At 63.1% G+C, this 25,325-nt stretch carries 23 protein-coding genes; 21 read left to right on the plus strand and 2 right to left on the minus strand.

Translation table 11 applies throughout. The annotated features are described in order from the left end of the window. Positions 1-79: 79 nt before the first annotated feature. The 20 genes from GWQ44_RS05740 to GWQ44_RS05835 all read left to right on the plus strand — a co-directional run bounded on the left by GWQ44_RS05740 (position 80) and on the right by GWQ44_RS05835 (position 22,794). Positions 80-487, plus strand: a complete 408-nt coding sequence (locus tag GWQ44_RS05740) for a F0F1 ATP synthase subunit I (protein WP_016964883.1) — start codon at positions 80-82, stop codon at positions 485-487. 16 nt (positions 488-503) lie between these two features. Beyond that, on the plus strand, positions 504-1,376 hold the full coding sequence (atpB, locus tag GWQ44_RS05745; protein ID WP_047306721.1) for a F0F1 ATP synthase subunit A: 873 nt from the start codon (positions 504-506) through the stop codon (positions 1,374-1,376). A gap of 134 nt (positions 1,377-1,510) precedes the next feature. Next, positions 1,511-1,768 carry a F0F1 ATP synthase subunit C gene (gene atpE, locus GWQ44_RS05750; protein WP_002555987.1) on the plus strand — a complete coding sequence of 86 codons (258 nt, stop codon included), beginning with the start codon at positions 1,511-1,513 and terminating at the stop codon, positions 1,766-1,768. Positions 1,769-1,825: 57 nt separating this feature from the next. Next, entirely contained in the window at positions 1,826-2,296 is a 471-nt protein-coding gene (locus tag GWQ44_RS05755; protein WP_011064385.1) for a F0F1 ATP synthase subunit B, read from the plus strand. Between the two features lie 12 nt (positions 2,297-2,308). Continuing rightward, positions 2,309-2,845 carry a F0F1 ATP synthase subunit delta gene (locus tag GWQ44_RS05760; RefSeq protein WP_016964878.1) on the plus strand — a complete coding sequence of 179 codons (537 nt, stop codon included), beginning with the start codon at positions 2,309-2,311 and terminating at the stop codon, positions 2,843-2,845. 21 nt (positions 2,846-2,866) lie between these two features. Beyond that, positions 2,867-4,411 carry a F0F1 ATP synthase subunit alpha gene (atpA, locus tag GWQ44_RS05765; protein WP_016964879.1) on the plus strand — a complete coding sequence of 515 codons (1,545 nt, stop codon included), beginning with the start codon at positions 2,867-2,869 and terminating at the stop codon, positions 4,409-4,411. Positions 4,412-4,461: 50 nt separating this feature from the next. Further along, a complete protein-coding gene (gene atpG, locus GWQ44_RS05770; RefSeq protein ID WP_016964880.1) occupies positions 4,462-5,322 on the plus strand; it encodes a F0F1 ATP synthase subunit gamma in 861 nt (286 codons plus the stop codon). Positions 5,323-5,349: 27 nt separating this feature from the next. Continuing rightward, entirely contained in the window at positions 5,350-6,726 is a 1,377-nt protein-coding gene (gene atpD / locus GWQ44_RS05775; protein WP_007924510.1) for a F0F1 ATP synthase subunit beta, read from the plus strand. A 45-nt stretch (positions 6,727-6,771) separates the two neighbouring features. Then, positions 6,772-7,197, plus strand: coding sequence for a F0F1 ATP synthase subunit epsilon (locus GWQ44_RS05780; RefSeq protein ID WP_011064380.1), 426 nt, complete (start codon positions 6,772-6,774; stop codon positions 7,195-7,197). A gap of 115 nt (positions 7,198-7,312) precedes the next feature. Beyond that, complete coding sequence (glmU, locus tag GWQ44_RS05785) at positions 7,313-8,680, plus strand: bifunctional UDP-N-acetylglucosamine diphosphorylase/glucosamine-1-phosphate N-acetyltransferase GlmU (protein ID WP_275926842.1); 1,368 nt, start codon at positions 7,313-7,315, stop codon at positions 8,678-8,680. A gap of 163 nt (positions 8,681-8,843) precedes the next feature. After that, positions 8,844-9,611, plus strand: a complete 768-nt coding sequence (locus tag GWQ44_RS05790; protein ID WP_275926843.1) for a DeoR family transcriptional regulator — start codon at positions 8,844-8,846, stop codon at positions 9,609-9,611. Between the two features lie 10 nt (positions 9,612-9,621). Beyond that, positions 9,622-11,454, plus strand: a complete 1,833-nt coding sequence (gene glmS, locus GWQ44_RS05795) for a glutamine--fructose-6-phosphate transaminase (isomerizing) (RefSeq protein WP_275926844.1) — start codon at positions 9,622-9,624, stop codon at positions 11,452-11,454. 100 nt (positions 11,455-11,554) lie between these two features. Then, positions 11,555-11,875 carry a hypothetical protein gene (locus GWQ44_RS05800; RefSeq protein ID WP_016963506.1) on the plus strand — a complete coding sequence of 107 codons (321 nt, stop codon included), beginning with the start codon at positions 11,555-11,557 and terminating at the stop codon, positions 11,873-11,875. 552 nt (positions 11,876-12,427) lie between these two features. Further along, the gene (locus GWQ44_RS05805; RefSeq protein WP_275926845.1) at positions 12,428-14,170 is read left to right on the plus strand and encodes an ABC transporter permease subunit; all 1,743 of its coding nucleotides are present in this window, start codon (positions 12,428-12,430) and stop codon (positions 14,168-14,170) included. A 14-nt stretch (positions 14,171-14,184) separates the two neighbouring features. Then, positions 14,185-15,507, plus strand: a complete 1,323-nt coding sequence (locus tag GWQ44_RS05810; protein ID WP_016963508.1) for a nitrate/sulfonate/bicarbonate ABC transporter ATP-binding protein — start codon at positions 14,185-14,187, stop codon at positions 15,505-15,507. A gap of 43 nt (positions 15,508-15,550) precedes the next feature. After that, positions 15,551-16,453 (plus strand): LysR family transcriptional regulator, encoded by a 903-nt coding sequence (locus tag GWQ44_RS05815; protein WP_016963509.1) that lies wholly within the window; start codon positions 15,551-15,553, stop codon positions 16,451-16,453. A 126-nt stretch (positions 16,454-16,579) separates the two neighbouring features. Further along, the gene (locus GWQ44_RS05820; protein ID WP_275926846.1) at positions 16,580-17,209 is read left to right on the plus strand and encodes a glutathione S-transferase; all 630 of its coding nucleotides are present in this window, start codon (positions 16,580-16,582) and stop codon (positions 17,207-17,209) included. Between the two features lie 23 nt (positions 17,210-17,232). Continuing rightward, entirely contained in the window at positions 17,233-19,272 is a 2,040-nt protein-coding gene (locus tag GWQ44_RS05825; protein ID WP_275926847.1) for a pyridoxamine 5'-phosphate oxidase family protein, read from the plus strand. Between the two features lie 182 nt (positions 19,273-19,454). Continuing rightward, positions 19,455-20,657 carry a DUF3142 domain-containing protein gene (locus tag GWQ44_RS05830; protein ID WP_275926848.1) on the plus strand — a complete coding sequence of 401 codons (1,203 nt, stop codon included), beginning with the start codon at positions 19,455-19,457 and terminating at the stop codon, positions 20,655-20,657. Then, positions 20,644-22,794 carry a hypothetical protein gene (locus GWQ44_RS05835; RefSeq protein WP_275926849.1) on the plus strand — a complete coding sequence of 717 codons (2,151 nt, stop codon included), beginning with the start codon at positions 20,644-20,646 and terminating at the stop codon, positions 22,792-22,794. The genes GWQ44_RS05830 and GWQ44_RS05835 overlap by 14 nt, the downstream gene beginning before the upstream one ends. 171 nt (positions 22,795-22,965) lie before the next feature. On the opposite strand, the gene GWQ44_RS05840 is transcribed toward GWQ44_RS05835, so the two are convergent. Then, positions 22,966-23,595 (minus strand): LysE family translocator, encoded by a 630-nt coding sequence (locus GWQ44_RS05840; RefSeq protein WP_275926850.1) that lies wholly within the window; start codon positions 23,593-23,595, stop codon positions 22,966-22,968. Between the two features lie 145 nt (positions 23,596-23,740). Here GWQ44_RS05840 and GWQ44_RS05845 point away from each other — a divergent pair, with 145 nt between their 5' ends. Beyond that, positions 23,741-24,214, plus strand: coding sequence for an Lrp/AsnC family transcriptional regulator (locus tag GWQ44_RS05845; RefSeq protein WP_275926851.1), 474 nt, complete (start codon positions 23,741-23,743; stop codon positions 24,212-24,214). A 177-nt stretch (positions 24,215-24,391) separates the two neighbouring features. On the opposite strand, the gene GWQ44_RS05850 is transcribed toward GWQ44_RS05845, so the two are convergent. Continuing rightward, on the minus strand, positions 24,392-25,324 hold the full coding sequence (locus tag GWQ44_RS05850; protein ID WP_016966247.1) for a phosphatidate cytidylyltransferase: 933 nt from the start codon (positions 25,322-25,324) through the stop codon (positions 24,392-24,394). Position 25,325: the final 1 nt, after the last annotated feature.

Raw genomic sequence — 25,325 nt, forward strand, 5'->3', positions numbered from 1 at the left:
ATACTCTGCGCGCATTTTGTCGGCACAAATTATGCCAAGTTATTGAATTCTGGCAGCCGACCCTTGAGGAGCAAGAGCGATGGAAACCCGCACGCCAAACCGCTTGCCGTTTCATCGCTTGGCGGTTTTCCCGGTTTTATTGGCTCAGTTGGTCATTCTACTGATAGCCGCTCTGGCGCTCTGGCAATGGCGTGGAGTCGTAGCCGGATACTCAGGCCTTTGCGGAGGACTGATAGCCTTGCTACCCAATGTGTATTTCGCTCACAGGGCATTTCGGTTTTCCGGCGCCCGAGCGGCCCAAGCCATCGTCCGGTCTTTTTATGCCGGTGAGGCGGGCAAACTGATTTTGACGGCTGTGCTGTTTGCACTGACGTTCGCAGGTGTGAAGCCATTGGCGCCGCTGGCTGTATTCGGCGTCTTCGTGCTGACCCAACTGGTCAGCTGGTTCGCTCCCCTGCTAATGAGAACAAGACTTTCGAGACCTTAGGGCGTTTGAGGCAACCATGTCAGCAGAAACAACCGCTTCGGGCTATATCCAGCACCACTTGCAGAACCTGACCTTCGGTCAGCTACCCAATGGGAGCTGGGGCTTTGCCCACTCCGCAGCAGAAGCCAAGCAAATGGGCTTCTGGGCATTCCACGTCGATACCCTCGGCTGGTCTGTCGCATTGGGTGTGATCTTCATTCTTCTTTTCCGCATGGCGGCCAAGAAGGCGACTTCCGGCGTGCCGGGCGCTTTGCAGAACTTCGTTGAAGTCATGGTTGGCTTCGTCGATGGCAGCGTGAAGGACAGTTTCCACGGTCGCAGCCCGGTGATCGCACCGCTGGCACTGACCATTTTCGTCTGGGTGTTCCTGATGAACGCCATCGACCTGGTACCCGTGGACTGGATTCCACAACTGGCCATGTTGATCTCGGGCGATCAGCACATTCCATTCCGTGCTGTTTCCACCACTGACCCGAACGCCACCCTGGGCATGGCCCTGTCGGTGTTCGCGCTGATCATTTTCTACAGCATCAAGGTCAAGGGCATCGGCGGTTTCATCGGCGAACTGACCCTGCACCCGTTCGGCAGCAAGAACATCCTGGTTCAGGCGCTGCTGATTCCGGTGAACTTCCTGCTGGAGTTCGTGACCCTGGTAGCCAAGCCAATCTCTCTGGCACTGCGTCTGTTCGGCAACATGTATGCCGGCGAACTGGTGTTCATCCTGATCGCTGTGATGTTCGGCAGCGGCCTGCTGTGGCTCAGCGGCATGGGTGTAGTCCTGCAATGGGCGTGGGCGGTGTTCCACATCCTGATCATCACCCTGCAGGCCTTTATCTTCATGATGCTGACCATCGTCTACCTGTCGATGGCACACGAAGAGAACCATTAAGACCGGTTTCGGCCAGTCTGATGTCCCTCTCGTTGCGGCGAGAGGGGTGCCCTTCTCGGGCTTGATGAAACGATTTGTTTTACCGCTTTAATCTAAAAAACCTAAACCATACGACGTAAAAGTCGGGAGGAAAGATGGAAACTGTAGTTGGTCTAACCGCTATCGCTGTTGCACTGTTGATCGGCCTGGGCGCACTGGGTACCGCAATTGGTTTCGGCCTGCTGGGCGGCAAGTTCCTGGAAGGCGCAGCGCGTCAACCAGAAATGGTTCCAATGCTGCAAGTTAAAATGTTCATCGTTGCCGGTCTGCTCGACGCCGTAACCATGATCGGTGTTGGTATCGCTCTGTTCTTCACCTTCGCAAACCCCTTCGTTGGTCAACTCGCTGGCTAATCACTCGAGTATTCGAGTTGATTGGTGTGACGGACAACGAACGAGCGAGGTGTTGGCGTGAACATTAATGCAACCCTGATTGGCCAGTCCGTTGCGTTCTTAATTTTTGTATTGTTCTGCATGAAGTTCATTTGGCCTCCGGTCATTGCTGCTTTGCACGAACGTCAAAAGAAGATCGCGGATGGACTGGACGCTGCCAGCCGAGCAGCTCGTGACCTGGAACTGGCCCAAGATAAAGCGGGTCAGCAACTGCGCGAAGCTAAAGCTCAGGCAGCTGAAATCATCGAGCAAGCCAAGAAGCGCGGTTCTCAGATCGTCGACGAAGCCCGTGAACAGGCTCGTGTCGAAGCTGAACGTGTGAAGGCTCAGGCTCAGGCCGAGATCGAACAGGAACTGAACGGTGTCAAAGACGCGCTGCGTGCCCAACTGGGTAGCCTGGCAGTCAACGGCGCAGAGAAGATCCTGGGTGCCACAATCGATCAAAACGCGCACGCAGAGCTGGTTAACAAACTGGCTGCTGAAATTTAAGCGAGGGCGATCATGGCAGAACTGACCACGTTGGCCCGACCTTACGCTAAGGCGGCCTTCGAGCACGCTCAGGCCCACCAGCAGCTGGCCTCTTGGTCAGCCATGCTCGGCCTGGCTGCAGCGGTGTCACAAGATGACACCATGCAGCGCGTGCTTAAGGCCCCGCGACTGACGAGCGCAGAAAAGGCCAACACTTTTATCGAAGTGTGTGGCGACAAGTTTGATGCACAGGCACAGAATTTCATTCACGTTGCCGCCGAAAACGACCGTCTCCTGCTGTTGCCGGAGATCTCCGCTCTGTTCGACCTGTACAAGGCCGAGCAAGAGAAATCGGTGGATGTGGATGTGACCAGTGCGTTCGCATTGAACCAAGAACAGCAAGACAAACTCGCCAAGGTTCTCAGTGCACGGCTCGGCCGGGAAGTGCGACTGCACGCTGCGGAGGATGCCAGCCTTATTGGTGGCGTCGTAATCCGCGCCGGCGACCTGGTTATCGATGGCTCGATTCGCGGCAAACTCGCGAACCTTGCCGAAGCATTGAAATCTTGAGTTTGAAGGGGCAGCAGAGCAATGCAGCAACTCAATCCTTCCGAAATAAGTGAAATTATCAAGGGCCGCATCGACAAGCTCGATGTGACCTCCCAAGCCCGTAACGAAGGCACTGTCGTCAGCGTATCTGACGGCATCGTGCGGATTCACGGTCTGGCCGACGTTATGTACGGCGAGATGATCGAGTTTCCGGGCGGCGTCTACGGTATGGCCCTCAACCTTGAGCAAGATTCTGTAGGTGCCGTAGTACTGGGCGCTTACACCACTCTGGCTGAAGGCATGAGCGCCAAGTGCACCGGCCGCATCCTCGAAGTTCCGGTTGGTAAGGAACTGCTGGGTCGCGTAGTCGACGCACTGGGTAACCCAGTTGACGGCAAAGGTCCGCTGAACAACACCGAGACCGACGCGGTCGAGAAAGTTGCTCCAGGCGTGATCTGGCGTAAGTCGGTAGACCAGCCTGTACAGACTGGCTACAAGGCTGTCGATGCCATGATCCCTGTCGGCCGTGGCCAGCGTGAGCTGATCATCGGTGACCGTCAGATCGGTAAAACCGCTCTGGCGATCGACGCGATCATCAACCAGAAAGACAGCGGCATTTTCTGCGTATACGTAGCGATCGGTCAGAAGCAATCGACCATCGCCAACGTGGTTCGCAAGCTGGAAGAAAACGGCGCTCTGGCCAACACCATCATCGTGGCGGCCAGTGCTTCGGAATCGGCAGCACTGCAATTCCTGGCACCGTACTCCGGTTGCACCATGGGCGAATACTTCCGCGACCGCGGTGAAGACGCGCTGATCGTTTATGACGATCTGTCCAAGCAAGCAGTGGCTTACCGCCAGATTTCCCTGCTGCTGCGCCGTCCACCAGGCCGTGAAGCCTACCCAGGTGACGTGTTCTATCTCCACTCCCGTCTGCTGGAGCGCGCTTCCCGCGTTTCCGAAGAGTACGTAGAGAAGTTCACCAACGGCGCAGTGACTGGCAAGACCGGTTCCCTGACCGCTCTGCCGATCATCGAAACCCAGGCTGGCGACGTTTCCGCGTTCGTTCCGACCAACGTGATTTCCATCACCGACGGTCAGATCTTCCTGGAATCGGCCATGTTCAACTCCGGGATCCGTCCTGCTGTGAACGCCGGTGTTTCGGTATCCCGTGTGGGTGGTGCCGCTCAGACCAAGATCATCAAGAAGCTGTCCGGTGGTATCCGTACCGCTCTGGCTCAGTACCGTGAACTGGCGGCATTCGCCCAGTTCGCTTCTGACCTGGACGAAGCGACCCGTAAGCAACTTGAGCATGGTCAGCGCGTTACCGAGCTGATGAAGCAGAAGCAATATGCGCCGATGTCCATCGCCGACATGTCCTTGTCCCTGTACGCCGCTGAACGTGGCTTCCTGACGGACGTCGAGATTGCCAAAGTTGGTAGCTTCGAACAGGCCATGATTGCTTACTTCAACCGCGATCACGCCGACCTGATGGCGAAGATCAACGTGAAGGGTGACTTCAACGACGAAATCGACGCTGGCCTCAAAGCCGGTATCGAGAAGTTCAAAGCCACCCAAACCTGGTAAGCCGCAGCGGGAGCCGCAAGGCTCCCGCTTGCTAACCTGATAGGTGTTACATGGCAGGCGCAAAAGAGATTCGCAGTAAGATTGCGAGCATCAAAAGCACGCAAAAAATTACCAGCGCCATGGAAAAAGTGGCGGTCAGCAAAATGCGCAAGGCACAAATGCGCATGGCTGCTAGCCGTCCTTATGCGGAGCGCATCCGCCAGGTTATTGGTCATCTGGCCAACGCCAACCCGGAATATCGTCACCCGTTCATGATCGACCGTGCTATCAAGCGCGTCGGTTATATCGTGGTGAGCAGTGACCGTGGTCTGTGTGGTGGCTTGAACACCAACCTGTTCAAGGCCCTGGTCAAGGACATGGCGGTAAACCGCGAACAAGGCGTCGAGATCGATCTGTGTGTGGTCGGTAGCAAGGGTGCGGCCTTCTTCCGCAACTTCGGCGGTAACGTCGTAGCAGCTATCAGCCATCTGGGTGAAGAGCCGTCGATCAACGATCTGATCGGCAGCGTCAAGGTGATGCTGGATGCGTACCTGGAAGGCCGGATTGACCGCCTGTCCGTGGTATCCAACAAGTTCATCAACACCATGACTCAGCAGCCGACCGTGGAGCAGTTGATTCCACTGGAGGCAACCCCGGATCAAGAACTCAAGCACCACTGGGACTATCTCTACGAACCGGATGCCAAGGAGCTGCTGGACGGCTTGATGGTCCGTTACGTGGAGTCGCAGGTCTACCAGGCGGTGGTCGAGAACAACGCAGCTGAACAAGCCGCGCGGATGATCGCAATGAAGAACGCTACCGACAACGCCGGTGACTTGATCAGCGATTTGCAGCTGATCTACAACAAGGCGCGTCAGGCTGCGATCACCCAAGAGATCTCGGAAATCGTCGGCGGCGCTGCCGCGGTTTAACGGTTCAAATATTCAGAGGATCCAGCTATGAGTAGCGGACGTATCGTTCAAATCATCGGCGCCGTTATCGACGTGGAATTTCCACGCGACAGCGTACCGAGCATCTACGACGCCTTGAAGGTTCAAGGCGCCGAAACCACTCTGGAAGTTCAGCAGCAGCTGGGCGACGGCGTGGTGCGTACCATTGCGATGGGCTCCACCGAAGGCTTGAAGCGCGGTCTGGACGTCAACAACACTGGCGCAGCCATCTCCGTACCGGTCGGTAAAGCGACCCTGGGCCGGATCATGGACGTACTGGGCAACCCAATCGACGAAGCCGGTCCTATCGGTGAAGAAGAGCGTTGGGGTATCCACCGTCCAGCTCCTTCCTTCGCAGAACAGGCAGGCGGCAACGACCTGCTGGAAACCGGGATCAAGGTAATTGACCTGGTTTGCCCGTTCGCCAAGGGCGGTAAAGTCGGTCTGTTCGGTGGTGCCGGTGTAGGCAAGACCGTAAACATGATGGAACTGATCCGTAACATCGCCATCGAGCACAGCGGTTATTCCGTGTTCGCCGGTGTGGGTGAGCGTACTCGTGAGGGTAACGACTTCTACCACGAGATGAAGGATTCCAACGTTCTGGACAAGGTTGCTCTGGTCTACGGCCAGATGAACGAGCCACCAGGAAACCGTCTGCGCGTAGCACTGACCGGCCTGACCATGGCCGAGAAGTTCCGTGACGAAGGTAACGACGTTCTGCTGTTCGTCGACAACATCTACCGTTACACCCTGGCCGGTACCGAAGTATCCGCACTGCTGGGCCGTATGCCTTCCGCAGTAGGCTACCAGCCGACCCTGGCTGAAGAGATGGGCGTTCTGCAAGAACGTATCACTTCGACCAAGCAAGGCTCGATCACCTCGATCCAAGCGGTATACGTACCTGCGGACGACTTGACCGACCCGTCGCCAGCGACCACCTTCGCCCACTTGGACGCCACCGTCGTTCTGTCCCGTGACATCGCTTCCCTGGGTATCTACCCAGCGGTAGACCCACTGGACTCGACTTCCCGTCAGCTGGACCCGAACGTGATCGGCAACGAGCACTACGAGACCGCTCGCGGCGTTCAATACGTACTGCAGCGTTACAAAGAGCTGAAGGACATCATCGCGATCCTGGGTATGGACGAGCTGTCGGAAGCCGACAAGCAGTTGGTATCCCGTGCTCGTAAGATCCAGCGCTTCTTGTCGCAGCCGTTCTTCGTGGCTGAAGTCTTCACGGGTTCTCCAGGCAAATACGTTTCCCTGAAAGACACCATCGCGGGCTTCAAAGGCATCCTCAACGGTGACTACGACCACCTGCCAGAACAAGCGTTCTACATGGTCGGCGGCATCGAAGAAGCGATCGAGAAAGCCAAGAAACTGTAATCCCGGCGCCCGGCAACGGGCGCTAATTTAGGTTGAGGCAAGCAGATGGCTATGACAGTCCATTGCGATATCGTCAGCGCGGAAGGGGAAATCTTCTCCGGTCTGGTGGAGATGGTGGTTGCGCACGGTGAGCTGGGTGATCTTGGTATCGCTCTGGGTCACGCACCGCTGATCACCAACCTGAAGCCAGGTCCGATCCGCTTGATCAAGCAGGGCGGGGAAGCCGAGGTGTTCTACATCTCCGGTGGTTTCCTCGAGGTTCAGCCGAACATGGTCAAGGTTCTTGCCGACACCGTGCAACGTGCTGCCGACCTGGACGAAGCCTCCGCTCAGGAAGCCGTCAAGGCTGCTGAGAAGGCCCTGAATGAAAAAGGCGCAGATTTCGACTACGGTTCTGCTGCTGCACGTCTGGCCGAGGCCGCAGCTCAGCTGCGTACCGTCCAGCAGATCCGCAAGAAGTTCGGCGGCTAAGTCGCAGGCTTTCTGTGTGATTGCTTAAAAAGGGTAGCCTCGGCTACCCTTTTTATTTTCCGCCATTCACCCCCCTTGGTCGCAGTCGCCGGCCCCCCAGGATTGGTAGCCAGTCATGTCTCTCGAAATCGTTATCCTCGCCGCAGGTCAAGGCACCCGCATGCGCTCGGCGCTGCCCAAGGTACTGCATCCGGTCGCCGGCAACTCCATGCTCGGGCATGTTATCCACAGCGCCCGGCAACTCGATCCACAGCGCATTCACGTGGTGATCGGCCACGGTGCGGATGCGGTGCGCGAGCGCCTGGCGGCCGATGACCTGAATTTCGTGTTGCAGGACAAGCAACTGGGCACCGGCCACGCCGTGGCCCAGGCCGTACCTTTCATTACCGCCGACACGGTGCTGATCCTCTACGGCGACGTGCCACTGATCGAAGTCGAAACCCTGCAGCGCCTGCTCAAGCAAGCGGGGCCGGAGCAACTGGGCCTGCTCACCGTCGAGCTGGATGACCCGACCGGCTATGGGCGCATCGTCCGTGACGCCAGTGGCAAGGTCACCGCCATCGTCGAGCAGAAGGATGCCGACGAGGCCCAGCGCGCGATTACCGAAGGCAACACCGGGATTCTCGCGGTGCCCGGCAAGCGCCTCGGCGACTGGACCGGCCGCCTGTCCAACAACAACGCCCAGGGCGAGTACTACCTCACCGACGTGATCGCCATGGCGGTCAGCGACGGCCTGATCGTTGCCACCGAACAGCCAGACGACGCCATGGAAGTGCAGGGCGCCAACGACCGCAAGCAACTGGCCGAGCTGGAGCGCCACTACCAACTGCGCGCCGCGGGCCGGCTGATGGCCCAGGGCGTGACCCTGCGCGACCCCGCGCGGTTCGATGTGCGTGGCGAAGTCACGGTCGGCCGCGACGTGCTGATCGACATCAACGTGATTCTCGAAGGCCGGGTGGTGATCGAGGACGACGTGGTGATCGGCCCCAATTGCGTGATCAAGGACAGCACCCTGCGCAAGGGCGTGGTGATCAAGGCCAACAGCCACCTCGACGGCGCGGTCATGGGCGAGGGCAGCGATGCCGGCCCGTTCGCCCGCCTGCGTCCCGGCACCGTGCTGGAGGCCCGTGCCCATGTGGGTAACTTTGTCGAACTGAAGAATGCCCATCTGGGGCAGGGCGCCAAGGCCGGTCACCTGACCTACCTGGGCGACGCGGTGATCGGCGCCCGCACCAACATCGGCGCCGGCACCATCACCTGCAACTACGACGGGGTGAACAAGCACAAGACCGTGATGGGCGAAGACGTGTTCATCGGCTCCAACAACTCCCTGGTGGCGCCTGTGGATATCTTGTCCGGCGCCACCACCGCCGCCGGTTCCACCATCACCCAGGATGTGGCCCCAGCCCAGCTGGCGGTGGGTCGTGCGCGGCAGAAGAACATCGACGGCTGGAAGCGGCCGGAGAAGATCAAGAAGGACTGAGGTTATCCACAACCGTGGAACCCTGTTCGCCGGCAAGCCGGCTCCTACCGATGGGTGTAGGAGCCGGTTTGCCGGCGAATTTTTTCATCTCCCCCGCTTGACGAAGTTTCGATCATAGGTTTTTATTGCGCCTGTTATCTTTCGAATCGAAACTTAAGCCGCCATGTCGAAACGCAATACTCCTCAACGCCGCCACAACATTCTCACCTTGCTCAATGAACAGGGCGAAGTGAGCGTGGATGCCCTGGCCAAGCGTTTCGAAACCTCTGAAGTTACGATTCGAAAGGATCTGGCCGCCCTGGAGAGCAACGGCCTGTTGCTGCGGCGCTACGGCGGCGCCATCACCATGCCCCAGGAACTGGTCAGCGACCTCGGCCAGCCGGTGTCTCTCTACAAGCAGGCGATTGCTCGCGCCGCGGTGCAGCGCATTCGCGAACACGCGCGGATCATCATCGACAGCGGCAGCACCACCGCCGCGATGATCCCCGAACTGGGCCTGCAGCCAGGGCTGGTGGTGATGACCAACTCGCTGAACGTGGCCAACGCCCTGAGCGAGCTGGAGCACGAACCGGTGCTGTTGATGACCGGCGGCACCTGGGACCCGCATTCCGAGTCCTTCCAGGGCCAGGTGGCCGAACAGGTTCTACGCTCATACGACTTCGACCAGTTGTTTATCGGTGCCGACGGCATCGATCTGGCCCGTGGCACCACCACCTTCAACGAGTTGCTGGGGTTGAGCCGGGTCATGGCCGAAGTGGCTCGTGAAGTGGTGGTGATGGTCGAATCCGACAAGATCGGCCGCAAGATTCCCAACCTGGAGCTGCCATGGAGCAGCGTCCATACCCTTATTACCGATGATCGCCTGCCCTTAGAGGTCCGCGACCAAATCCAGGCCCGCGGCATAACTCTGATTTGCGCGGCTGTCAGCTAGGAGAAAAACCATGTGTGGAATTGTTGGCGCCGTTGCTGAACGCAATATCACCGCCATTTTGCTGGAAGGCCTCAAGCGCCTCGAATACCGCGGCTACGACAGCGCCGGTGTGGCGGTCTACACCAACGCCGGCAAGCTCGAGCGCATGCGCCGTCCGGGCAAGGTCAGCGAACTGGAACAGGCCCTGGCCGGCGAGCCGCTGGTGGGCCGCCTGGGCATCGCCCACACCCGCTGGGCCACCCATGGCGCGCCGTGCGAGCGTAACGCGCACCCGCATTTCTCCGGCGACCTGGCGATCGTGCACAACGGCATCATCGAGAACCACGAAGCCCTGCGCGCGCAACTCAGCGCCCTGGGCTACGCGTTCACCTCGGACACCGATACTGAAGTCATCGCCCACCTGCTGGATCACAAGCTCAAGGACCTGGGCGACCTCACCGTGGCGCTCAAGGCTACGGTCAAGGAACTGCACGGTGCCTATGGCCTGGCGGTGATCAGCGCCAGCCAGCCGGACCGTCTGGTCGCGGCCCGCAGCGGCAGCCCGCTGGTGATCGGCCTGGGCCTGGGGGAAAACTTCCTCGCCTCCGACCAACTGGCCCTGCGCCAGGTCACCGACCGCTTCATGTACCTGGAAGAAGGCGACATCGCCGAGATCCGCCGCGACAGCGTGCAGATCTGGGACATCGACGGCCAGGCCGTGGAGCGCGAAGCGGTGCAGTACCGCGATGGCGCCGAAGCGGCGGAGAAGGGCGAGTTCCGCCACTTCATGCTCAAGGAAATCCACGAGCAGCCATCCGTGGTGCAACGCACCCTGGAAGGCCGCCTGAGCGCCAATCAGGTGCGGGTCCAGGCCTTCGGTCCGCAAGCCGCCGAGCTGTTCGCCAAGGTGCGCAATGTGCAGATCGTTGCCTGCGGCACCAGCTACCACGCCGGTATGGTTGCCCGTTACTGGCTGGAAGAACTGGCCGGCATTCCGTGCCAGGTGGAAGTGGCCAGCGAGTTCCGTTATCGCAAGGTAGTGGTGCAGCCCGACACCCTGTTCGTGACCATTTCCCAGTCCGGTGAAACCGCCGACACCCTGGCCGCCCTGCGCAATGCCAAGGAGCTGGGTTTCCTGGCCAGCCTGGCGATCTGCAACGTCGGCATCAGCTCGCTGGTGCGTGAGTCCGACCTGACCCTGCTGACCCAGGCCGGTCGCGAAATCGGCGTGGCCTCGACCAAGGCCTTCACCACCCAACTGGTGGGCCTGCTGCTGCTGACCCTGTCCCTGGGTCAGGTGCGCGGCACCCTGGCCGCCGGCGTCGAAGCCGAGCTGGTGGAAGAACTGCGTCGCCTGCCGATCCGCCTGGGCGAAGCCCTGGCCATGGACAGCGTGGTGGAAAAGACCGCCGAGCTGTTCGCCGACAAGCACCACACCCTGTTCCTCGGCCGTGGCGCCCAGTACCCGGTGGCAATGGAAGGCTCGCTCAAGCTCAAGGAGATCTCCTACATCCACGCCGAAGCCTACCCGGCCGGTGAGCTCAAGCACGGCCCGCTGGCCCTTGTGGATAACGACATGCCGGTGGTCACCGTGGCGCCGAACAACGAGCTGCTGGAAAAGCTCAAGTCCAACCTGCAGGAAGTGCGGGCCCGTGGCGGCGAGCTGATCGTGTTTGCCGACGAGCAGGCCGGCATGACCAATGGCGAAGGCACCCACGTGATCCAGATGCCGCACATCCACGACATCCTCTCGCCGATCCTCTACACCATCCCGTTGCAGCTGCTGTCCTACTACGTTGCCGTACTCAAGGGCACCGACGTCGACCAGCCGCGCAACCTGGCCAAGTCGGTGACCGTGGAGTGAGTTATCCACAGCTGTCCGCCAGACAGCTGTGACCCCATCACCCAAGGAAGTCCCGGCTTGTGCACAGGCCGGGATTTTTTTATTGAGCTGTGGAAAACCTATGAAGCTGCGCTTGATTCATGGATGGACGATTGCCCTGATCCTGGTGGTCCTGCTGCTGGGCGGGCTGACGCCGGTGCTGTCCAACAGCCTGTTGCTGTTGATGGACCGGGACAACTTCATTCCCGCCGAATCCTCGATCTGGACCTTTGAGCCGACTCTGATCAACCAGGGGGCAGCTTCCTATTGGCTGTACGGCGAAGACCGGCAGCACTACTTCTATTTTTCCTACGCCGAGGATCAGCCGTATCAGCTGATCGCCAGGGACAACCGCTGCCCAGGCTTCGACAGGCACGACGTGCGCACCTGGTGCCGACCCTGAAACTCCGGTCATGAATCATGCTGCCGGTGCTTGTGGATAACCACATGCCGGTGCTCACTGTGGCAGCGAGCGGGTGGTGTTCGCCGACCAGCGTGATTGCAGGATCCAAAGTGGGCATATCAGGTTTCTCTCTACTGTGATGGGTTGCCAGATTGGCAAGTCCATCTCGGCGCCATGCCGCTGCCAGCATCAGCGGGAAGTACTGCCCCGAATGCTGTCGTGCAAAGGTTTCCTGCGGAGGTGAAATCCATCTTTGCTCATTTGTTTCGGTGACTCGGCGAGCTATCCACAGGCCGGCGTGACTGGGTAAAAGTTACGTCAGTTTTATCCCTTTGTAATATTTTGAAACCTATACTCGCCCTGGTCCTGCAAACGGGTAAACCCGGCTTGCGCCGTTTTTGGTTTTGCGCTCGACCCACCTGCCGATATTTCCCTGCCCAGCCTCCCTCCATGGTTTCGCTGCCCCGCTAGAGTGTAGGTAGCGCGCTGCGGTCGCGGATCGGGTTATGCCGCAGGTGCGCCCTCCTGAACGTACCGGGAACCTGACTGATCATGAACAGGGTATTGCGTCACTACATACCGGCTGGCACCCGGCGCTTGCTGCCCAACCGCTGGGACCTGATCGCCATGCCGCTGGTGATCGGTTTCCTGCTGTTCTTTTCCATCGGGGCGCACCAGACCTGGGCGCCGATCTCGACCCTGGAAACCCAGGCCATTTCCCTGGACCCGGCCAACCTTCCCGAATACGCGATCCGCACCACCTTGCGCATGCTGGCGGCGATGGTCGCTGCGCTGATCTTCACCCTGGTCTACGGCACCCTGGCGGCCAAGAGCCGGCGCGCCGGCAAGCTGCTGGTGCCGGTGCTGGACATCCTCCAGTCGGTGCCGGTGCTGGGCTACATCTCGTTCACCGTGACCTTCTTCCTGCTGCTGTTTCCCGGCCGGGTGCTGGGCGCCGAGTGCGCGGCGATCTTTGCCATCTTCACCAGCCAGGCATGGAACATGACCTTCAGCTTCTACCAGTCCCTGCGCACGTTGCCGCGGGACCTGGAGGAGGTGGCGAGCAACCTGCAATTGTCCAGCTGGCAGAAGTTCTGGAAGCTCGATGCGCCGTTCGCCATCCCCGGGCTGGTGTGGAACATGATGATGAGCATGTCCGGCGGCTGGTTCTTCGTGGTGGCTTCGGAGGCGATCACCGTCGGCGACAAGACCATCACCTTGCCCGGCGTCGGGGCCTACCTGGCCACGGCCATCGAACAGCGTGACCTGCACGCCGTGGGCTACGTGATCCTGACCATGATCGTGGTGATCCTGATCTACGACCAGTTCCTGTTCCGTCCGCTGGTGGCCTGGGCCGACAAGTTCCGCATGGAAAACACCGCCTCCCAGGGCGGTGCGCCAGAGTCCTGGGTGCTTAACCTGATCCAGCGTACCCGGGTCGTGCAGCGCCTCTTGCGCCCGCTGACCCGTGGCCTGGCGCGGATCGGCAATCTGCGCCTGGGCGCTGCGCGCACCTCGCACCGGTCGCGGCTGGCCAGCCCGCGGGCGTCGCGGTTGATCGATTGGCTGTGGGGCACCGGGATCGCCTTGCTGACGCTCTATGCGCTGTACCACATCGTGCTCTACGTCGGCACCGAAGTGACCTTCGGCGAGCTGTGGCACGTGCTGGGGTTGGGCTGCATCACCTTGTTGCGGGTGGTGCTGCTGATTTTCCTGGCATCGCTGGTCTGGGTGCCGCTGGGGGTGATGATCGGCCTGCGTCCGCACCTGGCGGAGAAGATCCAGCCGCTGGCGCAGTTCCTGGCGGCGTTCCCGGCCAACCTGCTGTTCCCGGTGTTCGTCATCTTCATCCTGCATTACCAGCTCAACCCGGATATCTGGCTCAGCCCGCTGATCGTGCTGGGCACCCAGTGGTACATCCTGTTCAACGTGATCGCCGGGGCCAGCGCCTTTCCCAATGATTTTCGCGAGGCCGCGACCAACTTCCGCATCCGTGGCTGGCAATGGTGGCGCCAGGTGATGTTGCCGGGGATCTTCCCCTACTACATCACCGGGGCGATCACCGCTTCCGGGGGGGCCTGGAACGCCAGCATCGTTTCCGAATTCGTTTCCTGGGGGCAGGACAAAGTGGTCGCCCACGGCCTGGGCGCCTATATCGCCCAGACCACGGCGGCCGGCGACTTTCCGAAAATCACCCTCGGGGTGGTGGTCATGTCGTTTTTTGTCGTGGCCTTCAATCGTCTGCTGTGGCGGCCGCTGTATGCCATGGCGGAGAACAAGCTGCGACTGGACTGATGGGTAGCGATCCGATGAATGGCCATACCGAAAAAAACACCCCAGCGCGGGAAATCTATTCGCTGAACAACGTCAGCCATGGCTTCGGCAAGGGCAAGGACGAGCTGCATGTGTTGAGTGATGTCGACCTGACGCTGCGGGAAGGGGAGATCGTCGGCATGCTCGGGCGCTCCGGCTCGGGCAAGTCCACGTTGCTGCGGATCATCGCCGGGCTGATCCAGGCGTCGTCCGGCGAGGTGCGCTACAACGGCGAGCTGCTCACCGGGCCTGCGGCGGGCGTGGCCATGGTGTTCCAGACCTTTGCCCTGTTCCCCTGGCTGACGGTGCTGGAAAACGTCGAGGCCGGGCTCCAGGCCTTGCAGGTCGAGCCCAAGGCGGCGCGCAAGCGGGCGTTGGCGGCCATCGACCTGATCGGCCTCGACGGTTTTGAAAACGCCTATCCCCGGGAGCTGTCCGGCGGCATGCGCCAGCGGGTCGGCTTCGCCAGGGCCCTGGTGGTCAACCCGACCCTGTTGCTGATGGACGAGCCGTTCTCGGCCCTGGATGTGCTCACCGCGGAAACCCTGCGGACCGATTTGCTGGACTTGTGGAGTGGCGGCCAGTTGCCCATCAAGTCGATCCTGATCGTCACCCACAACATCGAGGAAGCGGTGCTGATGTGCGACCGCATCCTGGTGCTGTCGTCCAATCCCGGGCGGGTGGTGGCGCAGATCACCGTGCCTTTCGCCCAGCCGCGCAATCGCCTGGACCCGGCGTTCCGGCGCATGGTCGATGACATCTACGCGCTGATGACCGACCGCCGCAGCGCCGACCCGGGCAGTGGCAAGGCCGAGCTGCAAGTGGGCAGCCCGCTGCCGGAAGTCTCCACCAACCTGATGGCCGGCTTGATCGGCGCCCTGGCCGCCGAGCCTTACCATGGCCAGGCCGGGCTCTCCAGCGTGGCCGAGCGCCTGCTGCTGGAGGTCGACGACCTGTTCCCGGTCACCGAGATCCTCGAACACCTGGGGTTCGTCGAGCTCAAGGGCGCCGACATCCACCTCACCGACGCCGGCCGCTTGTTCGCCGACTACGGCACCCAGGAGCGCAAGACCCTGTTTGCCGAGCACCTGATCCGCTATGTGCCGCTGGCGGCGCGGATTCGCGGGGTGTTGCAGGAGCGGCGCGGGCACTGGGCGCCACGGGTGCGTTTCGAACAGGAGCTGGAGGACTCGCTGAATGACTCGGCGGTGGAGGAAACCCTGGAGTCGGTGATCAGTTGGGGGCGCTACGCCGAAATCTTTTCCTACGACGACAACACCGAGACGTTCAGCCTGGAGGATGTCGAAGGCAGCCTGTAACCTCTGCCGCCAGCAGTTTTTTTCAGCCAATGGCAGCCGGCCCATGGATAGATTTCAGGAAATGCAGGTATTCGTCTGCGTCGCTCAGGAGCAGGGCTTTGCCGCTGCCGCGCGGCGCCTGAGCCTGTCGGCCGCCAGCGTTACCCGCGCGGTGGCGGCCCTGGAACAGCGCATCGGCACCCAACTGCTGGTGCGCACCACCCGCAGCGTGCACCTGAGCGACGCCGGGCAGCGTTACCTGGAGGACTGCCGGCGCATCCTCGCCGAGGTCCAGGATGCCGAGGCCTCGGCTGCCGGGCTCCACGCCCAGCCCCGAGGGCTGTTGACCCTGACCGCGCCGGTGCTGTTCGGTGAGCTGTTCGTCACGCCGCTGCTGGTGCGCTACCTGGACAGTTATCCACAGGTCAGCGTCAACGCCCTGCTGGTGGACCGGGTGGTGAGCATGGTCGAGGAGGGCGTCGATGTGGCGGTGCGGATTGGCGAATTGCCCGACAGCGGCCAGCACGGCATTCGGGTCGGCGAGGTGCGTCGAGTGGTGTGCGCGGCTCCCGGGTTTCTCGCTGCCCATGGTTGCCCGCAACACCCCGATGACCTGCGCCAGGCCCCGGTCATTGCGCCGTCTTCCACCGGGCAGGCGCGCCACTGGCTATTCAACGACGCCGGCCGTGCCCTGAGCATCCGCCCCGAACCGCGTTTGCTGGTGAGTGCCAATCAGGCCGCGATCAGTGCCGCCTGCCTGGGGCTGGGGTTGACCCGGGTGCTGTCCTATCAGGTGGCCGACCAGGTGGCCGCTGGCCAGTTGCAGATCGTGCTGGCGGATTTCGAGCTGCCGCCGCTGCCGATCCACGTGGTGTACCAGGGCGGGCGCAAGGCGCCGGCGCGGGTGCGCAGCTTTGTCGACTTCGCCGTGCAGGCCCTGCGCGAGCATCCAGCGCTCAATGCGTGATCCGCTTTATTGCGCTGGATGAAATGCCGGATTGCGTTTTCTGGTGATTCTGTTGTTTTGCGGCAGGGATCAAGATGGCTCGGCCAGCGCGGCACTTGCACCGCGTTCCTGCCTGCGGAGTCCAACATGTCCCTGCTTCCGATCAAGTTCTACAACTTTCCCCGGTCCGGCCACGCCCATCGCGTCGAGCTGATGTTGTCGCTACTGGACCTGCCCACTGAAAACATCTTCGTCGACCTGGCCAAGGGCGCGCACAAGCAGCCCGAGTTCCTGGCCCTCAACCCTTTTGGCCAAGTCCCGGTGATCGATGACCAGGGCACAGTCCTGGCGGACTCCAATGCGATCCTGGTGTACCTGGCGCAACGCTACGGCGGCGGTCGCTGGCTGCCCAGCGACCCGGTCGGCGCGGCGCAGGTGCAACGCTGGTTGTCGGTGGCGGCCGGGCTGATTGCCTTCGGCCCGGCGGCGGCGCGCCTGATCACGGTGTTTGGCGCCACCTTCAACGCCGAGGAAGTCATCGCCCGTGCCCATGCCCTGCTCAAGGTCATGGACCAGGAGCTGGCGGGGCGGCCGTTCCTGGTGGGCCAGCAGGCGACCATCGCCGACGTCGCAGGCTACAGCTACATTGCCCACGCTCCGGAAGGCAACGTGTCGCTGGCGGACTACCCCAACGTAAGGGCCTGGCTGGCGCGGATCGAAGCCTTGCCGGGCTTCGTGCCCATGCCGTCCACGGCGGCGGGGCTGAAAAGCGCCTAAGACCTGGTTAAGAAGGAGCCATCATGAGCAGCCGTTCTCCTTGGCACGCCGGCGAACGGCAGCTACAGGCCCTGGCCGGGGTCGCCGAACGCATGCAAGCCTTCGGCGGCCAGGCCATCCGCCAGGCCATGCCCGACCAGCACCGGCAGTTCTACGGCCAGCTGCCGTTCATCCTGCTGGGCGCGGTGGACGCCGCGGGCAACCCTTGGGCGAGCATTCTCGAAGGGCCTCCGGGCTTTGCCGAGGCGCCCCAGGCGACCCTGCTGCGCATCGACAGCCTGCCTGCCGCGGACGATCCGCTGCAGTTGCAGGACGGCGCGGCGCTGGGTCTATTGGGCATCGAACTGCACACCCGGCGGCGCAATCGCCTGAATGGGCGGATCACTAGCCTCGACCGCGACGGTTTCAGCGTGAGCGTCGAGCAGTCCTTCGGCAATTGCCCGCAATACATCCAGCTGCGCGAGCTGCAACAGCAGCCCTTGAGCGACCCGGCCAGCCGGCCGGCCGAGCACCGCGTAAGTCTGGACCCTGCGGCCCAGGCCCTGATCGGCGCTGCCGATACCTTCTTTGTCGCCAGCTACGTCGACCTGCAAGGGCAGCGCTCGGTGGACGTGTCCCACCGTGGCGGCCAGGCCGGGTTCGTCCGGGTCGAGGGCAACTGCCTGACCATTCCGGATTTCGCCGGCAACCTGTATTTCAATACCCTGGGCAACCTGCTGCTCAACCCCCGGGCCGGCTTGCTGTTCATCGATTTTCACAGCGGTGAATTGCTGCAACTGAGCGGTCGTACCGAGATCATTCTCGACGGGCCGCTGGTCAGTGCCTTTCAGGGCGCCGAGCGGCTCTGGCGCTTTACCGTGGAGCATCTGGTACGGCGTCCGGCGGCCCTGTCCCTGCGCTGGCAATTGCAGGCCATCTCCCCCAACAGCCTGCTGACCGGTAACTGGCCACAAGCCGAGGCTCGCCTGCGGGCCGCAGCCCTGGGCCAGCAATGGCGGCCGTTGCGGGTGACGCGGATCGTGGACGAAAGCCTGGGCATCCGTTCCTTCTACCTGGAGCCGGCGGATGCCGCGGCTGCCCCGGTCTTCCTGGCCGGCCAGCATCTGCCGGTGCAGGTCATGCTCGACGGCCAGCCGCTGATTCGTACTTACAGCCTGTCCAGCGCGCCGTCCGATGGTTTCCTGCGCATCAGCGTCAAGCGCGAAGGCCGGGTTTCCAGTTACCTGCACCAGCAACTCAAGGTTGGTGATCTGCTGCAGGCCCGTGCCCCGCAAGGGCGTTTCACGGCCGATCCGCTGTCGCCCCGGCCACTGGTGCTGCTGGCGGCGGGGGTGGGCATCACGCCGTTGCTGTCGATGCTGCGCGAGGTGCTGTACCAGGGCCTGCGCACCCGTCGTACCCGGCCCACCTGGCTGTTTCAGGGCGCGCGCAACCTCGCCGAGCAGCCCTTTGCTGGCGAGCTGCAGACCTTGCGGGAACAGGCCGGGGATTCACTGCGGCTGCTGCGCCTGCTCAGCCAGCCGGAAGCCGAAGCCCGGCCGGGTCAGGACTTCGAGCACTGCGGACGCCTGGATGCGCAGGTGCTGCTGGCGCAGCCGGACCTGGATTGGGATAGCGCGGACTTTGTGCTCTGCGGCCCCGGGGCCTTTACCCAGGGCCTGTACGACAGTCTGCGGGACCTGGATATCGAGGACCGGCAGATCCACGCCGAGACTTTCGGCCCCTCGACCTTGCGCCGTCGGCCGGATCCCGAGGCGGTGCCGTTCAGCCAACCGCCGGCCGCCACCCAGGCGGTGCGGGTGCGCTTGCAGCAGGCCGGCCGGGAGCTGTCCTGGGAGCCCGCCAGTGGCAGCCTGCTGCAACTGGCGGAAAGTGCCGGCCTGCATCCGCCGTTCAGCTGCCGCGGCGGTTCCTGCGGCACCTGCCAGACGCGCCTGATCAGTGGTCAGGTGAATTATCCACAGGTGCCGGCGCAGTTGCCCGAGCCGGGTCAGGTGCTGATTTGCTGCGCTGTGCCCGCAGCTGTGGATAACCTTGCGCCCGCGCTGGTGCTGGACCTTTAAGGCACGGAAAAAAGTCCTTCCCGGCGATTGCCGCCAAGGCGGCCTCTGCGTAGGCTGGCGTGCATTCTACAGCCGTTGCCCAGCCGGCCAGACGCCACCGAGGGCAACCCTGCGGGCCCATCGATCAATGGCCTCGGCCCAGGCAATCGAGGGCTTTCAGCGTTAAAGGGAATCAACGATTCATGCTCCCCCGGGTCTTGCTCCGTCTCTGTGCCTTGCTCCTCTGCGGGCTGTTGCTTAACGCCTGCCGCAATGAAGACGCGCCTGCGCTCGACCAGCAACTCTATATCTGGCAACGCCAGTGGACCCCGGCTCACGCCGATGCCCTGGCGGGCTCGCGGGCGGACTTTTCCACAGTCCGGGTGCTGGCCCTGCAGGCTTTTCCACAGGCTGGCTGGATCCGCGCGCGCATCGATGCCGAGCTGCTCAAGCAGGATGGCCGCCCGCTGATCGCCGTGGTGCGCCTGGACGGCCAGTTGCCGTCCTTGAACCAGGACGAAATCCTCCAGCAGGTGCAGCAAGTGCTGGCCGACTGGCAGGGGCAGGGCCTGACCCTGGCGGGCATCGAGATTGACCACGACGCCGGCAGCGCCCGCTTGCCAGCCTACGCCGCGCTTTTGCAGCGGCTGCGCGGGGTGCTGCCGCAGCACCTGGCCCTGAGCATTACCGCACTGCCTGCCTGGCTCGACAGCCGCGAGCTGCCCGGGCTGCTGGCCCAGGTCGATAGCAGCGTGCTCCAGGTGCACGCGGTCAGCGATCCCCGGCGCGGGCTTTTCGATCCGCGCCAGGCTGAACAGTGGGCCAGGCGCTGGGCGAAGATCAGCGACAAACCTTTTTACCTGGCGCTGCCGGCTTACGGCGTGGCCTTGTTGCCCAGCGCCACGGGTGTTCCGGTGGTGGAAAGCGAAGCGCCCATTGCCCGCGCTGGCGAGCGCCGTGAACTGATGGCCGACCCCGAGCAACTGCGCCAACTGGCCATGACCCTGCGCCATGACCCGCCAGCCCATCTGGCCGGGCTGATCTGGTTTCGCCTGCCGCTCAAGGGCGATGTCCGCGCCTGGAGCCTGGACACCCTGCGCGCGGTGGCTCGGGGCGATGTTCTGGACAGCCGACTGGGCATCAGCCTGCAGGAACAGGACGGTCTTTTCGATATCTACCTGAGCAACCCGGGCAATCTCGATCGACCCCTGCCTGAACAATTGACCCTGGCCGTTGCCCAATGCGCCGGATTCGACGGGCTGGGGGGGTATTCCGCCGAGTGGCGTGACGGCCAGCTGTTATTGACCCGCCAGCAGGCCGGCCGGCTGGCGGCGGGTGGCACCCGGGCCGTGGGCTGGGCCCGCTGTACAAAAATTGACCAAGGAGCTGCACATGTTCGTCCCTAGATCCCGCTACCTGCTGTGCCTGAGCTTGTGCCTGCCCTTGGCCCCGGCCCTGGCGTGCGGGCCGACGTTCCCCATGCGCCTGCTGGGGGATCGCCCGCAGACCTTGGCGCAGTTGCCCGAAGGCAGCTTCCAGTTCGAAATCAGCCGCCTGGGCAAGCCTGTCGTCGGGCTCAAGCCAGTCGTCAATAACGACTTCACCCGCGATTACAACCTGCCTGACAGCTACGAGGTGCAAGAGCGTAACTGGGCCGAACAGCAAGGGCTGGACCAGGCTCAGCAAACCCTGGTCGGCCAGCTGCGCAAACTCAGTGACGGGCGCGTGGCGGAACAACAAGGCGCCAGCCTGCCGCCGGAGATCAACCTCTACACCGCGGGCGCCGTGGCCTTCAGCGCCGGGGATCATGAGCTGGCGGCGGAGTACTTCCGCAAGGTGCTGGCGCTGCCCGCCGAGCAGCGCGCCCTGCGCAGCACCTGGGCCACCTATTCCCTGGGCCGGGCCCTGCAGGCCATCAGTGAAGAAGCCAACGCGCTGGACGACCAGGGGCGCAGCGACACCCTGCTGGCGGCGCGCCAGGCCTTCGGCCAGACCCGTCAACTGAGCATCGACGGCTTCAGCGACCCCCTGGCACTGGGCGTCGCCAGCCTCGGCGAAGAGGCGCGCATCCTGAAGAACCAGAACCACTGGAGTGAGGCCATCGACCTGTATGCCAGCCAGAACCTGGCGGGTTCGGAGGTCGGCTACAGCTCGCTGAAGCAGGTGGTGGGCGAGTTGGGCGGCCTGTCGGACGCGCAATTGCTGGAGCAGCTCAAGCAGCCTTCGGTGGCGCGCTTGCTCACGGCTTCGTTGATCTCGCACCTGGGCTGGTCCTTCGGCGAGCGTCCCGAGTCCGAGGTGAAACTGATCAAGCTGCTGAGCCAGGGCACCGCCGGCAGCTTCGACAACGCCGACCGGCTGGCGGCGCTGAATTACCAGAACGGCGATTTCGCCACCACCCGGATGCTGCTGGAGCATGCCGGCGACGGCGGCCTGGCCTGGTGGCTGCGGGCCAAGCTGGCCGTGCGCGATGGCGACAAGGCGGCGGCTGCTGCCGCTTACGCCAAGGCCGCCGCGGCCTTTCCCCGGGACGAGAGCTGGGGCTTTCGCGGCGACTACGACGGCAACTATGAAGACCTCAAGCCGGGCTGCCGGGTCGACGGCGAAAGTGCCGTGCTGGCCCTGGATCGGGGTGACTACGTGCAGGCATTCGAGCTGCTCTATCGCAGTGGCGACATCTACTGGCACGACGCGGCGACCGTGGCGGAGCGGGTGCTGACCCTGGATGAGCTCAAGCAGTTCGTCGACACCCAGGTGCCCGCGCCGCCGCCGACGCCCAAGCAACCCGATGCCTACTACGAGAGCCTGCCGATTGCCGCCCAGTTGCGCGAACTGCTGGGCCGGCGGCTGTTGCGCGAGGGCCGCTACGAAGAGGGCTGGGGCTACTTCGACAGCCCCGAGCGCCAGGCCATCGCCAAGGCCTACGGCGAGTACCGACGCCGCGCCGAGTCGGCGTGGCTGCCGACCCGCCGGGCCGAGGCCTATTACCAGGCCGGCAAGCTGGCGCGGACCTCTGGAATGGAGATCCTGGGTTACGAAATGGGCCCGGACTACCACAGCCTCTGGGGCAGCTATAGCCTGGATATCCCGCCGGTGCAGGCCGGGCCCCTGATCAGTGCCGATGAAGTGCAGCGCCAGCAGGCCACCACCGCCGAGCCCGACGTGCGCTACCACTACCGCTACGTGGCCGGGGAACTGGGCAACCGGGCGGCGGATTTCCTGCCACACACCAGCCAGGCCTACGCCGCGGTGCTGTGCAAGGCGGCGCGCTGGACCCGCGGCAGCGATGCCGAGATCGACTACTACCGGCGCTACGTAGAGAACGGTCCCTTTGTGGAATGGGCCGGCAACTTCGGCATGAACTGCCAGGAGCCGGACTTCGGCAGCGCCAACAAGCGCTACCTGACCCAGTGGCTGGACGCATCCCGTTCCGCGGTGGCCGAGCACAGGCTGGTTGCCGGCGCCGGTGCCGGCGTACTGCTGTTGGGGGCGGCCTACCTGTTCCGCCGCCGCCGCGCGGTGTCCTCGCACAAGGCGACATAAAGGCGTGCCCAGGACCCTGTAGCCGCTGCCGCAGGCCGCGCACGAGCTGGGCGGCACTCCGACGCAGCGGTCGCGGCGATCTCTGGGGCGCACATTTTTCGGGGATCGCCAAGCAAGGTCCTGCGGACCTTCGCGCAGCTTCGCCGAGGCTCAGCAGCGGCTACAGAACCGTCAGGCCTGCTGGACAAAGGTCAGGCGCAGGGCGAAGCCGATCAGCAGGCTGCCGAACAGCCATTGCTGCACGCGCTGCGCCGACCGGCTGCGTTGCATCCAGCGGCCCAGCCCGGCTCCCGCCAGGGCGTAGCAGCAGTCGAACAGCCCGCCCACCGCCACCAGCAGCACCCCCAGGGTGACGAACTGCGGGACCACTGCCCCGGCCTGGGGATCGATGAATTGCGGCAACAGCACCGAGCAGAACAACAGCGCCTTGGGGTTCAGCAGGTTGGTCAGCACACCGCGCTGGATCGCCTGGCGCCAGCGCAGGGGCGTGGCCGCCGCGCCGCCGCCGTCGAGGTTGGGCAGCAGGTTGGCGCGCAGGCACTGGATGCCGATCCACAACAGGTAGGCGGCGCCCGCCAGGCGCACCAGGTCGAAGGTCCAGGGCGCGGCCTTGAACAGCGCCGCCAGGCCCAGGGCGGCCAGGGCCACGTGGCAGCCGCGGGAGATGGCCAGCCCCAGGGCGGTGGCCAGTGCCTGGGACTTGCCCTGGCGGGCGCCGGTCTGCAGCAGCAGGATCATGTCGGGGCCGGGCAGCAGGTAGACCACCGCCAGAGCCAGGAAATACATCCACAGTTGCGCCACCTTGCACCCCCTTTCGTTGTCGAGTCGGTGCGCCCAGTTTAGGGCCACAGGGGCGGGCAGGTGCTTGCGTAATCAGCCAGCAAAACGGCGAAAATTGGCATAACCTTCCAGCTTTCACTGCGATGACCAGCCGGATATGCCAAAGATGAAACTCGATGCCTACGACCGCAAGATTCTCGCCGCGCTGCAGCGCGATGGCCGCCTGAGCAACGTGCAACTGGCCGAGGAGATCGGCCTGTCGCCGTCACCCTGCCTGCGCCGGGTGCGCATGCTGGAAGAGGCCGGGGTGATTCGCGGTTATCAGGCGACCCTGGACCGCGACGAAGTGGGGCTGGGGCTGACGGTGTTCGTCGGGGTCAAGGTGGAACGGCACAACGACGCCGAGGCCGAAGCCTTCCGCCAGGCGGTGTTGCAGTTGCCGGAGGTGATCTCGGCGTTCCTGGTGTCCGGCGAGTCGGACTTCCTGCTGCAGGTGGTGGTCCCGGACCTGCGCGCTTACGACCGCTTCCTCACCGGCTGCCTGCTGAAGATCCCCGGGGTCAGCGACATCCGCAGCAACTTCGCCATTCACACGGTGAAAACCCCAGGGCCCTTGCCATTGGGGCACTTGCCCGGCTGATGATCCTGGCCAGCCGGGGCAGCGCCTCACCGGCATGCTCTAGCTACTGTGGCGAGGGAGCTTGCTCCCGCTCGGTCGCGCAGCGGCCGCAGAATCTGGCTACGCGGGGTGTCAGGTACTTTGCGTTGGCCGGGCCTGGGGCCGCGTTGCAGCCCAGCGCGAGCAAGCCACAGGGGCTCAGGTCCACCAGTAGCGCACCAGGTGGAAGAAGATCGGCGCGGCGAAGCACACCGAGTCCAGGCGATCGAGCATGCCGCCGTGGCCTTCGATCATGTGCCCCCAGTCCTTGACCCCGCGGTCGCGCTTGATTGCCGACATGACGATGCCGCCGGCAAAGCCCAGCAGGTTGATCAGCAGGGCGATGAGGAACGACTGCCAGACATTGAACGGGGTGATCCAGAACAGCGCGCCGCCGATCAGCGACGCCAGCAGGATGCCGCCGACAAAGCCTTCTACGGTCTTGGACGGCGACAGGTTGGGGGCGATCTTGCGCTTGCCGAAGAGTTTTCCACAGACGTACTGCAGCACGTCCGAGAGCTGCACCACGATCACCAGGTAAGCGATCAGCAGCAGGTTGCGGCCTTCGTAGCCATCGATGTCCAGGGTCAGCAGCGCCGGCACGAAGGACACGCAGAACACCGCGATCATCAGGCCCCACTGGACCTTGGAGGCGCGTTCCAGGAAGTGCGTGCTGTCGCCGCCCAGGGACGCCAGGATCGGCAGCAGCAGGAACACGTAGACCGGGATGAAGATCGAGAACAATCCGTACCAGTCGGAGTAGATCAGCAGGTACTGCAGGGGCAGGGCCAGGTAGAAGGCCGCCACCAGGGCCGGATAGTCGCTGCGCCGGGTCGGGGTCAGGGTGAGGAACTCGCGCAGGGCGTAGAACGACACCGCATAGAACAGCAGGATCACCGCCGCGGTGCCGAGCCAGAAGGCGATGCCGATCACCAGCACCATCACCCACCAGGCGTTGATCCGCGCATTGAGGTTGTCGATCACCGGGTTGGGCGTGCCACGGGTGCGCCACTGGAGGATGAAACCGATCAGCGAGGCCAGCACCAGAATGGCGCCGATGCCGCCGAACAACATCAGGGTCTGCTTATCCATC

It is taken from the genome of Pseudomonas sp. 3MA1 (genome assembly GCF_029237275.1).
GTDB lineage: Bacteria > Pseudomonadota > Gammaproteobacteria > Pseudomonadales > Pseudomonadaceae > Aquipseudomonas > Aquipseudomonas fluorescens_AP.

What these genes read in the sequence shown, in the direction of transcription:
- GWQ44_RS05740 (WP_016964883.1), top strand. Translation starts at nt 80, where the DNA reads ATGGAAACCCGCACGCCAAACCGCTTGCCGTTTCATCGCTTGGCGGTT.
- atpB (WP_047306721.1), top strand. Translation starts at nt 504, where the DNA reads ATGTCAGCAGAAACAACCGCTTCGGGCTATATCCAGCACCACTTGCAG.
- atpE (WP_002555987.1), top strand. Translation starts at nt 1,511, where the DNA reads ATGGAAACTGTAGTTGGTCTAACCGCTATCGCTGTTGCACTGTTGATC.
- GWQ44_RS05760 (WP_016964878.1), top strand. Translation starts at nt 2,309, where the DNA reads ATGGCAGAACTGACCACGTTGGCCCGACCTTACGCTAAGGCGGCCTTC.
- atpA (WP_016964879.1), top strand. Translation starts at nt 2,867, where the DNA reads ATGCAGCAACTCAATCCTTCCGAAATAAGTGAAATTATCAAGGGCCGC.
- atpG (WP_016964880.1), top strand. Translation starts at nt 4,462, where the DNA reads ATGGCAGGCGCAAAAGAGATTCGCAGTAAGATTGCGAGCATCAAAAGC.
- atpD (WP_007924510.1), top strand. Translation starts at nt 5,350, where the DNA reads ATGAGTAGCGGACGTATCGTTCAAATCATCGGCGCCGTTATCGACGTG.
- GWQ44_RS05780 (WP_011064380.1), top strand. Translation starts at nt 6,772, where the DNA reads ATGGCTATGACAGTCCATTGCGATATCGTCAGCGCGGAAGGGGAAATC.
- glmU (WP_275926842.1), top strand. Translation starts at nt 7,313, where the DNA reads ATGTCTCTCGAAATCGTTATCCTCGCCGCAGGTCAAGGCACCCGCATG.
- GWQ44_RS05790 (WP_275926843.1), top strand. Translation starts at nt 8,844, where the DNA reads ATGTCGAAACGCAATACTCCTCAACGCCGCCACAACATTCTCACCTTG.
- glmS (WP_275926844.1), top strand. Translation starts at nt 9,622, where the DNA reads ATGTGTGGAATTGTTGGCGCCGTTGCTGAACGCAATATCACCGCCATT.
- GWQ44_RS05800 (WP_016963506.1), top strand. Translation starts at nt 11,555, where the DNA reads ATGAAGCTGCGCTTGATTCATGGATGGACGATTGCCCTGATCCTGGTG.
- GWQ44_RS05805 (WP_275926845.1), top strand. Translation starts at nt 12,428, where the DNA reads ATGAACAGGGTATTGCGTCACTACATACCGGCTGGCACCCGGCGCTTG.
- GWQ44_RS05810 (WP_016963508.1), top strand. Translation starts at nt 14,185, where the DNA reads ATGAATGGCCATACCGAAAAAAACACCCCAGCGCGGGAAATCTATTCG.
- GWQ44_RS05815 (WP_016963509.1), top strand. Translation starts at nt 15,551, where the DNA reads ATGGATAGATTTCAGGAAATGCAGGTATTCGTCTGCGTCGCTCAGGAG.
- GWQ44_RS05820 (WP_275926846.1), top strand. Translation starts at nt 16,580, where the DNA reads ATGTCCCTGCTTCCGATCAAGTTCTACAACTTTCCCCGGTCCGGCCAC.
- GWQ44_RS05825 (WP_275926847.1), top strand. Translation starts at nt 17,233, where the DNA reads ATGAGCAGCCGTTCTCCTTGGCACGCCGGCGAACGGCAGCTACAGGCC.
- GWQ44_RS05830 (WP_275926848.1), top strand. Translation starts at nt 19,455, where the DNA reads ATGCTCCCCCGGGTCTTGCTCCGTCTCTGTGCCTTGCTCCTCTGCGGG.
- GWQ44_RS05835 (WP_275926849.1), top strand. Translation starts at nt 20,644, where the DNA reads ATGTTCGTCCCTAGATCCCGCTACCTGCTGTGCCTGAGCTTGTGCCTG.
- GWQ44_RS05845 (WP_275926851.1), top strand. Translation starts at nt 23,741, where the DNA reads ATGAAACTCGATGCCTACGACCGCAAGATTCTCGCCGCGCTGCAGCGC.
- GWQ44_RS05850 (WP_016966247.1), bottom strand. Translation starts at nt 25,324, where the DNA reads ATGGATAAGCAGACCCTGATGTTGTTCGGCGGCATCGGCGCCATTCTG.